The sequence below is a fragment of the Methanobrevibacter sp. genome, from assembly GCF_045646205.1.
GTDB lineage: Archaea > Methanobacteriota > Methanobacteria > Methanobacteriales > Methanobacteriaceae > Methanocatella.
Genome location: NZ_JAZRKF010000021.1, coordinates 1 through 8221, shown reverse-complemented (window position 1 = coordinate 8221; position 8221 = coordinate 1). Strand labels below are relative to the sequence as shown.

Genomic DNA, 8221 nt, shown 5'->3' with positions numbered 1-8221 from the left:
TATGTGTAGTAATCGGAGTTCTCTTTGATTTCTTGTTTAGGAAACAATCTGGCTAACTTCAATCTTTTTGCGGTTTCATCAGTAATGGTTTGAGCTATTACCTCATTTTGAACTTTTGTATCATTTCCTTTTGTAATCATTAATTATCACCTTAAGTTGAACCTGTAGTTCCGATGTCGTATGGTCTGAACACTTCGATGTATTTGTAATCGTCTGAGCTAGTTACAGGATGCATTGCAATATATTCTCCTTCGTCTGATTTGATGGCACCGGTGCTTGTTAAAGCTATTCTGTTGTTGACTGCAATGTTTGAAATTCCACTGGCTAATTTCAATCTGAATAAATGACCCAATACGAGAATAGCTGTTTTTCTTTTACCTCCGGTCATTGTAACCGGATCGTTAACTGCAATTCCTAAAATGATTTCTCCTTCTGAACCTGTGAATTTCTTGACTGTTGGTTTTCCGATGTCTGAATTGGCTGATAGAGTAACTGCGTCATCGACTTTTATTTTGGTTCCTGCGTATTCGTAACCTGGAGTTTCACCTGTTGGAGTGGTGACTGTGGTTGCGGTGATTGTACCTTCATCCAGAAGGAAGGTTGTGACTTCTTTTCTCTCTTCAAGTAAAATTATAGAATCTGCCATAAATGTCCTCCACTTAATTTATTATATAATTTATTACTTTTAATATATAAATATTTATATATAATAGCTACTTTTTTTAAAATTTAGTGATGTTGACATTAACGGTTGGGATTTTAAAAAAAGGATATAATAGAAATAAGTCAAAAATAAAGTTTAAGAAGACTTATTTCATATAATTTATAATTTTTCAAAATACTTTTTAATACTTTTAGCCATTAATTTTCTACGTGCTTCTAAAAACTCAAAATAATCCATATTCCAGAATTCATATGGTAGATCATATTTTTCAATGTAGTTATTCATTAAATCTTCTTTTTCATGTTCATTTAATGTGTTTAACATTAATGGCCAATATTCTGCTGGAGATTTATCACTGATTTTAATATTATCTTTATACTCAATGTAAATCTTATTTGCTTGTTGATTATAATCTGTTTTATCTGTTATTCCATTATTGATTAAATAATTTTTTGGAAATATATGGTGGATATCAACTGATTTTTTCGTTGATTTAGATAATGGGGATAAATGATCTCTTAAAACTGCTTTTGAAAATAACATGTTGTCTCCTTCAAATATTTTTGCAGCAGTATAAACTTTACCTGCATAATTGTTACTAGATGAAATTAATCTCTGAGGAAGAGTTATATTCCAATAATCCGCTGTCAATTCACTTCTAATTAAGTTATCCAATGTTTCAACGAAATCAACATCTTTTTCCCTAAATCTAACTAAATCTTGTTCATAAATTGATTCTGATGATGAAGAATATCTTTGTGTTAATTGTGAAAATGCAAACCACTTACTAATCACTCTATTTAATTTTGAGTATTCAACATTAAATTGATATTTTCCAATCAAATATAATCCATAACAAGCATAAAATGCAAATTCTGAACTAATTAAAACATTATAATTTATAAATCCAATAGATTCAATTAAATTACAATAATCATGCCAGTTTGTTAAATTTAAAACAATTTCCTGCGCTTTTTTATATTTATCAAAGTTTTTATTTCTTTCAGCTTCAGTTGTAGTTTTATTTTCTAAATTCCTACCTTTAAGAATTAAATAAGCATAATGAAGTCTACCTCTTAAAAATGAATAAGCAATTGCAGGTCTTAAAAGATGTTCTAAATCAGGTGTTGCTTTTATTGTTGTAAATGCAGTTTCCCTACTTAAATCTGGTTTTTTACAATCTTTTGTAAATTCTTCCAATGCTTTTCTTCCATCATCCCAGTATACTGACATTAATGTTAAAATAAAATCAGATTCATTTAAGACCTTTCCCTTACTGTTTATTCTTACAAAAATTTCAGATACTTGTTCCGGATTTAAATCTTGTGATAATTCAATAACTGAAAATGGATAGTTTCTAATATTTCTTATTTTTTCGATTTTGTTTTCAATTTCTGTTTCATTAATCTCTAAATCAGGCCTTTTTTCTTTAATATTAGAAATATATTCTCTTATAATAGTTAATAGGCTGCCACTGAATATTTCTGTGATATTATTTATCCATTCCGGATTTTTTTCACGACTTGAATTTAAAACTTCTATTTCATCAGTTAATGGGTTAAATGCAATTTTTGGAAGTCTTTTTTTGTAATTTTTATCAAGAACAGGTTTTCCAGTGAAAACTGTATATAGTGAAGTTAATCTTTGCTGACCATCTATAACTAATCTATTAGGTGATGTTGGTTTATCAAAACCAATTGGTTTAAATTCGTCATCCCTGCCACCGATTCCCCAAAGAATTATTAATCCTGTTGGCAAACCCCTATATAATGAGTCAAATAAATCTCTAATTTGCTTATCTTTCCAAACAAATGGCCTTTGTAAATCTGGAAGCGCAATAATTCCAGAATCAACTTCAGAAACTAAATTTGAAACTTTAAGATTTGTAGTACTAAAAACATCACCTTCAGCCATACTATCACCTAAATTTATATTTGATATTAATTTAGTAAAAAGTTATGTATTATGAAACTATAAAAAATTAGATTACAAATTTTCATCATCGATAATCATTTGTTCTGCTTCGCCAGTTTCAATCAGATTAATAGCTATATCAAAATTAGTTTTAATCTCACTCATTAACTGCAATTCAGAATCCCAGGTTTCATTTTCATGTTCTCTTGTTATTCCCCAAATGCTGGCATCTAATTCTCCTTCAATTAATTCTTCATTGACTAATTCTTCATAAACTGAAAAGTATTTGGCTTGAATTTCTTCACGGAGCTTTTTTAACTCTTCATAATCTTCTATTAAATCTTCAACTTTGTATTTGTATAACTTGAATTTGTTGTAATCTGCAAGTAGTTTCATTTGTCTGAAAACGTCGTGTACTTCTTTTTCGTCATCTTCAAGCTCATCATATTTTCTGAATCTATCTTCTGTCATTTTAATCACTAGTTAATGATATTATATGCCCCATATAAAATTTTTCCCATGTAATTAAAATTAATTTTTACTTATTATTTTACCTACTTAGAACAATATTGATGTTGGAGTAGTAAAAATAAGAAAGATTATAAAATGTGTCTAACAGAAATAGATATAAATAATAATTTGTATTCCAAAGAGGGTTCGCATAATGACAGTTGATGTAGAAAGTGAAGCAATGTTGGAAGATAAATTCATAGAACAATTAAAAGGAATGGGATATGAATTTATCAAAATAAACAATGAAGAACAATTAAATGCTAATTTTAAAGTACAATTAGAAAAATTAAACAAAAAAGAACTAAAAGGAGAACCGCTAACTGATGAAGAATTTAAAAGAATATTAACACACTTAGACTCAGGTTCAATATTTGACAAAGCCGACAAACTAAGAGATGAATATACAATAAAAAGAGACAATGGGACATCAGTATCAATTAAATTTTTAAATCAAAAAGACTGGTGTAAAAATATCTTCCAGGTATCTAATCAAATAACCATGAGATATAAACATAAAACTCGTTATGATGTGACTATATTAATAAATGGTTTACCTCTTGTTCAAGCTGAACTTAAAAGAAGATCAGTAGCTATTTCAGAAGCATTCAACCAAGTTAAAAGATACATGAAAACATCCTATAAGAATTTATTCGGATATATTCAAATCTTCATCATAAGCAATGGTTTAGAAACAAAATATTTTGCTAATGCAAGACCAAGTGAAGTCAATTTTGGATTCACATTCTACTGGAAAAATAAAAAAAATAAAAACATACATTCATTACAAGAATTTACAGAAGATTTCTTAGAACCATGCAACATTGCTAAAATGATTTCTAAATTCATGGTGCTGAATGAATCCTCAAAAGAATTAATGGTACTTCGTGCATATCAAAAATATGCAGTAGATGCTGTATTAGAACAAGCATTAGAACATAAAAAGAATGGGTATGTTTATCATACAACAGGCAGTGGTAAAACATTAACATCATTTAAAGTCAGTCAATTATTATCAGATGACCCCTCAATTTATAAAGTAATATTTGTCGTTGACAGAAGAGATTTAAATGACCAAACAAATAAGGAATTCAATAAATTCTGTCCAAAATGTATTGGAACATCTGAACATACTGGAGCGTTAGTTAAAAATCTTTTAAGTAATAAAAATCCATTAATCACCACAACTATTCAAAAATTAGCTATTGCAGTGAATAGAAAACATACAAAAAAACAATTAGAAAAAATCAAAGATGAAAATATAATTTTAATATTTGATGAATGTCATAGAAGTCAATTTGGAAAAATGCAACAGGACATTAGTAATTTCTTCAAAAATAGTTTGTCTTATGGATTTACTGGAACACCAATATTTAGAGAAAACGCATTTGGTAATAAAACTACTAAAATGATATTTGGAGATAGATTGCATACTTATATGATTAAAGATGCTATTGCAGACCATAATGTGTTAGGATTCTCAATTGATTATTATAATACAATTAAAGCTCATGAAGACATAGTTGATGAAAAAGTAAAATCTATTAAAATAAATGAAGCTTATGGTCATCCAGAAAGATTAAATTTAATCGTAGACCATATATTGGATAGTTATAATGCAAAAACAAAAGACAGAGAATTTAATGCTATTTTTGCAGTTTCCCAAAAAACTCAGGACAATCCAACAGGTTTCATACATGACTATTATAAATTATTTAAAGAAAAAATTAAAGAAAGAAACTTGGATTTTAAAGTAGCAACTATTTTTACATATGCGCCTAATGAGAAATTCGATGACCGTGAAAAACATTCACAAGAATTATTAGATGACTATATGGCTGATTATAATGAAATGTTTGGAACTAATTTCGATACAGAAACTATGGGAGAATACCATAGGGATGTATGTAAAAGAATGAAAACCCGTGAAATAGATTTATTATTAGTTATTAACATGTTCCTAACTGGATTTGACAGTAAAAAACTAAATACATTATATGTTGATAAAAACCTAGAATACCATGGCTTACTGCAAGCATTTTCAAGAACCAACAGGATTTATAATGACCGTAAATCTCACGGAAATATAGTATGTTACAGACCATTACATGATCAAGTGGATGCAGCATTAACATTATTCTCAAATAACGCACCACTAGAAGATATACTATTGCCAACTTACGAAGCTCTTGTAAAAACATTTAACAGTGATTTAAAAGAATTATATAAGTTAGTTAAATCAGCACAAGAAGTATATGAGCTTCAAAGTGAAACTAAAAAGAAAGATTTTGTTTTAGGATTTAAAAAATTATTACAAACTAAAAATAAATTAGATACTTTTGTTGAATTCACCTTTGATGATTTGGATATTGAAGAACAGGAATATGAGGATTTCACTGGCGCCTACTTAAATATTAAAGAAAGTTTAGGTCCTGACGATGATGGTCCTGATGGCGGAACTTCAATATTGGACGATATTGATTTTGAATTAGACTTACTTCGAAACGATAAAATTAATGTAGATTATATCCTTGAATTACTTGAAAACATTAACATAACTGATGATTATGATAAAGAGAAAGAAAAAATCATTAAAATGATGAAGAACACTGTTAATTTAAGAAGTAAGATTAAATTAATGGAAAAATTCATGGATGAAGAAATTGACCGTATTAGAGATAATAATTTGAATATTAAAGAAGAATTTGATAATTTTGTAAATGCTGAAAGAAGACAAGCAATTTGCGATTTAATTGATGAAGAACAGTTAAGCGAGGAAATTACACGAGAGATATTGAGTGAATTTGAATTTTCAGACAAGATAGATGAAGATTTAATTGAAGAGGCATTTAAAGATAAAGAATTACTATTTATAGACAAAATGGATAAAATTGACAGAGTTAAAGCAGAAATTTTAGAAATATTTGAGTTATTTGATTTTGAATAGGTGAAGACATATGGCAACAAATTTAGAAACAAAATTATTTGCAATAGCTGATGAATTAAGAGGAAACATGGATGCAAATGAATATAAAAACTATATTTTAGGTTTTATATTTTACAGATACTTATCTGAAAAACAAGAAACATTTTTAAATAAACAATTAACTAAAGATGGAATTACATTTCAAAAAGCATTTGAAAATGAAAAAATGCGAGAAAAACTTGAAAAATTAAGTATTAAAAGATTAGGTTACTTTATAACTCCTGAACATTTATTCAGTACAATTATTGATAAGATTAATACTAATCAAACAATAAGAAATGATTTAAGAGAAGCATTTAATGAAATCACAAATTCAGCACAAGGAAAAGAAAGTGAAAATGACTTTGAAAATCTATTTGATGATGTGGATTTAGATTCCACAAAATTAGGTAAAAAAGACAAAGATAAAAACCAAAAAATATCAACAGTTTTAAACTTATTAAATGAAATTGATTTTGAATTAGAAAACGAAGAATCAGATATTCTGGGAGACGCATATGAATACTTAATCAGCCAATTTGCATCAGAAGCTGGAAAAAAAGCTGGGGAATTTTATACTCCTCAAGAAGTATCAAAAATCCTAGCAAAAATTGTAACACTTGGTAAAGATAAAATAAAGAACGTATATGACCCTACTTGTGGTTCAGGTTCTTTATTATTAAGGATTTCAAAAGAAGCTAGAGTAGCAAACTTCTACGGCCAAGAACTAAACACAACTACATTCAACATGGCAAGAATGAACATGATATTGCATGGTGTTAAATATAATGATTTTGATATAAGGCAAGGGGATACATTGGAAGATCCTCAGCACAAAGATATGAGATTTGATGCAGTAGTGGCGAATCCACCATTTTCTGCAAAATGGAGTGCAAGTGATGATTTTAATGATGATCCAAGGTTCAGTGCATATGGTAAACTAGCCCCTAAATCCAAAGCTGATTATGCTTTTGTACAGCACATGGTTTATCAATTAAATGAAAGTGGAACAATGGCTGTTGTATTGCCCCATGGAGTATTATTTAGGGGAGCAGCAGAATTAAAAATAAGAAGGTACTTAATTGAAGAAAAAAATTATTTAGATGCAGTTATTGGTATGCCTGCAAATTTATTTTATGGAACATCAATTCCTACATGTGTATTAGTATTTAAAAAATGTCGTGAAGACGATGATGATGTTTTATTCATTGATGCAAGTAAGGAATTTGAAAAAGTTAAAACTCAAAATAAGTTAAGGCCTGAAGACATTGATAAAATTATTAATACATATGCTAATCGTGAAGAAATAGAAAAATATTCACATAAAGCTACATTAGAAGAAATAGAAGAAAACGATTTTAATTTAAATATTCCTCGTTATGTGGATACTTTTGAAGAAGAAGAACCAATTGACCTTGATGAAGTTGTGGATGAGCTAGAAAAAATTGAAGCAGAAATGGAAAAAGTAGATGCTGAAATTAAAAAATACTGTGATGAATTAGGTATCAGAGCACCTATTTCATTGAGATGATGTTATGGCTGAAGAAAAACTAGTACCGAAACTCCGATTTAGCGGATTTGATGAAACATGGGTTAAATCCAATTTAGGAAATGTATCCTCTGATGAGATGTATGGAATGAATTCAGCTGCAACTGACTTTGATGGATTTAATAAATATATTCGCATCACAGATATTTCAGAATCATCAAATAAATTTGTTCCTAGTCCTTTAACTTCACCAGATGGAAATTTAGATGAAAAATTTAAATTAAAAGAAGGAGACATAGTTTTTGCTAGAACTGGCGCAAGTACTGGAAAAACTTATATCTATGATAAAAATGATGGTAATCTATATTTTGCAGGTTTTTTAATAAAATTTAACATTAATAAAGCATATCCTAAGTTTGTTTTTTATAATACATTAAAAGATGAATATAAAAATTGGGTTAGTGTTATGTCCGTTCGATCAGGACAACCTGGAATAAATTCTAATGAATACAAGAAATTACCATTAAATATCCCTTCATTGGATGAACAAAAAAAGATTTCAGATTTTTTAGAATCTATTGATTCTAAAATTGACTTACTAAAAAAGAAATATGGATATTATCAAGAATTTAAAAAGTATTTAATGCAACAAATCTTCGCAGGAAAATTAAGATTTGCA

At 28.3% G+C, this 8221-nt stretch carries 6 protein-coding genes; 3 read left to right on the top strand and 3 right to left on the bottom strand.

The window, feature by feature from the left end; genetic code table 11:
• Nucleotides 1–151: 151 nt before the first annotated feature.
• From ACKI44_RS04470 to ACKI44_RS04460, 3 genes are all read right to left on the bottom strand, one after another.
• Nucleotides 152–646: a hypothetical protein gene (locus tag ACKI44_RS04470; RefSeq protein ID WP_407421958.1), complete on the bottom strand. Its 495-nt coding sequence runs from the start codon at nucleotides 644–646 to the stop codon at nucleotides 152–154.
• Nucleotides 647–823: 177 nt separating this feature from the next.
• Complete coding sequence (locus ACKI44_RS04465; RefSeq protein WP_407421956.1) at nucleotides 824–2578, bottom strand: DUF262 domain-containing protein; 1755 nt, start codon at nucleotides 2576–2578, stop codon at nucleotides 824–826.
• A 72-nt stretch (nucleotides 2579–2650) separates the two neighbouring features.
• Nucleotides 2651–3049 (bottom strand): hypothetical protein, encoded by a 399-nt coding sequence (locus ACKI44_RS04460; RefSeq protein ID WP_407421954.1) that lies wholly within the window; start codon nucleotides 3047–3049, stop codon nucleotides 2651–2653.
• Nucleotides 3050–3242: 193 nt separating this feature from the next.
• On the opposite strand from ACKI44_RS04460, the gene ACKI44_RS04455 reads away from it, so the two are divergent.
• From ACKI44_RS04455 to ACKI44_RS04445, 3 genes are all read left to right on the top strand, one after another.
• Complete coding sequence (locus tag ACKI44_RS04455; RefSeq protein ID WP_407421952.1) at nucleotides 3243–6035, top strand: type I restriction endonuclease subunit R; 2793 nt, start codon at nucleotides 3243–3245, stop codon at nucleotides 6033–6035.
• 10 nt (nucleotides 6036–6045) lie between these two features.
• On the top strand, nucleotides 6046–7584 hold the full coding sequence (locus ACKI44_RS04450) for a type I restriction-modification system subunit M (protein WP_407421950.1): 1539 nt from the start codon (nucleotides 6046–6048) through the stop codon (nucleotides 7582–7584).
• A gap of 4 nt (nucleotides 7585–7588) precedes the next feature.
• A partial coding sequence (locus tag ACKI44_RS04445) for a restriction endonuclease subunit S (protein WP_407421948.1) occupies nucleotides 7589–8221 on the top strand: 633 nt, incomplete at its 3' end.